Genomic DNA, 2250 nt, shown 5'->3' on the forward strand with positions numbered 1-2250 from the left:
TTTTGAAATTTTTGCACCGTAACCATATTTATTGTTTTCACAGATTTTTCATCACTTGCAATAAAATCCCTGACCATTCATCTAATTCAAAATTATCATACACAAAACAACGATAGAAAAGCTAACAAGGAATGACACATAATAAAAAATCAATTGTATGATTATTATGTCATTAAATATAACTTTTCTGATTTCTTCTATTTTAAATTCACATGCTACACGTTCATATTTAGCAAAAAAACAAAAGTAAACGATGCAAAGGAGCTAGTTTGATGAAACCAAAAAGATCATTGCCAGTTTTAATTTTTTCAACATTATCAATGATGACTGCATTTGCAGCGTGGTCAGTTTTCGCACCAATCGCAACTGAAATTCAAAAAATCTACCAATTAAGTACAGCTGAAAAAAGCATCCTTGTGGCCATACCAGTTTTATTAGGGTCATTAATGCGTATACCAATGGGAATTTTAACAGACAGGTACGGCGGACGGAAAATCTATTCTCTTACTATGTTACTTCTAATATTTCCATTGATAGGCGCTGGATTTACACACTCTTATAGCATGCTTTTATTCTGGGCATTCTTTATCGGGATGGCAGGAACAACTTTTGCCATTTCAATTACTTATATATCTAAATGGTATCCTCCCGAAAAGCAAGGATTCATTTTAGGAATTGCAGGAATGGGAAATATAGGTTCAGCCATAGCTAGCTTTCTTGTCCCAATGATTTTCGTTACGCATGGTTTGTCTTGGGTATTTTGGAGCCTTGCCATATCAGTAGGAATAATGTCTTTCATATTATGGATTGGCACACAAGATCAAAAACTTTCCAGTAAACCTAAATCATTCAAAGAATCATTATCCGTATTAAAATTTAAGGAAACTTGGCTTCTATCTATCTTTTATTCTTTAACATTCGGAAGCTTTGTCACTTTCAGTATCTATTTACCGACATTATTACAAGAACAATTTAAACTCACAACTCTTGATGCCGGTATAAAAACTGCAGGTTTCGTTACGGTCGCTACACTTATACGCCCAGTCGGCGGATACCTCTCAGATCGCTTTGGAGCGAGAAGAATATTAGCTTTCGTATACAGCGGTGTATTATTATTAGGATTAGTTATTGCATTTTCTATAGAAAACTTCCATTTATTCAGCATTAGCTGTTTTCTTATCGCGATTTCATTAGGAATCGGAAATGGAGCCGTTTTTAAAATGGTACCGGAAGTTTCAACAGGAAATATAGGGGCAGTAACCGGTATAGTTGGAGCATTTGGAGGATTAGGCGGTTTTTTCCCTCCTATCATACTCGGCTTTTTCAAAGAGTTAACCGATAGTTATTTACTCGGGTTTGCCCTACTATCTTTATTCTCATTAATTTGTTTATTTCTCAATTACACAGGATTCAACAAACCAAAAATACAGCTTGATTCAAAGAAAATTGCATAAATCAATCATCATACATGTATGATAGACAGTAGCTTATAAAAAGGAGGATTAAAATGAGGAAATGCCAAATCGACCATTCTCATGAAGATGTAGCAAAAAAACTCGAAACCCAAAAACAGTTTATACCCGAGCTATTATTTAAAGATCTACAGAGCTACCTAATGAGTCAACGTTCACAGCACATATTAAACGAATTATTTCATCTATTAAAAAAATATGATTTAGCAACCGCGGAAGAACAAAATATAAGAAATAAAAAATTAGTCGCGCTTATAGCGCTAATCCAAAAAGAAAGAGAGCCAAATAATATTTAGCTCTCTTTCTTTTTTCATCATTTCTTCAATCAAGTTGAACATATATAGTTTCATCCCCACTAGCAGACCACAGAAAGGATATGAAGTGCTGTTCTTCCTTGACAACTTTAACCATTATAGGCAACTCCGACCCAACATCATCCCATCATTAGGAGCTTGATGTCAGGTCCAGTAACGACACAAGCTTTTTTATCGCTATCATTTTAGCGCTCCCCCAACAATACCAATACGTAGCAATACAATTATTAATAGTATTCTAGTGAATCGACAAACCTGAATAATAAGAAGTTTTTCAAGAGATAATAGGTGATGAAGAATGAATATTAGGAGGCTGATTTAGGTGAAGTCAAACAAACAGCAGCAAAATAATAAACTAAACAGTAAGGAACAAATTGCACAAAATAAAACTGACAATTTGCAGATAAAAGAGAGTGCCTCTGCCCCAAAAGACGGGTTTCGCTATGATTTAGATGATTCTTCAG

General features: G+C 34.4%; 2 protein-coding genes. Both read left to right on the forward strand.

Translation table 11 applies throughout. The features are described from left to right. The first annotated feature begins 272 nt into the window (after positions 1-272). Entirely contained in the window at positions 273-1454 is a 1182-nt protein-coding gene (locus V7068_RS21845) for an MFS transporter (protein ID WP_499714525.1), read from the forward strand. Between the two features lie 53 nt (positions 1455-1507). Then, positions 1508-1768 (forward strand): hypothetical protein, encoded by a 261-nt coding sequence (locus V7068_RS21850; RefSeq protein WP_499714526.1) that lies wholly within the window; start codon positions 1508-1510, stop codon positions 1766-1768. The last annotated feature ends 482 nt before the right edge of the window (positions 1769-2250 follow it).

Source organism: Bacillus sp. JJ634 (assembly GCF_036962285.1).
Lineage (GTDB): Bacteria > Bacillota > Bacilli > Bacillales > DSM-1321 > Peribacillus > Peribacillus asahii_A.

Excerpts from the sequence above, each read along its gene's own strand:
- V7068_RS21845 (WP_499714525.1), top strand. The coding sequence starts at position 273 with ATGAAACCAAAAAGATCATTGCCAGTTTTAATTTTTTCAACATTATCA.
- V7068_RS21850 (WP_499714526.1), top strand. The coding sequence starts at position 1,508 with ATGAGGAAATGCCAAATCGACCATTCTCATGAAGATGTAGCAAAAAAA.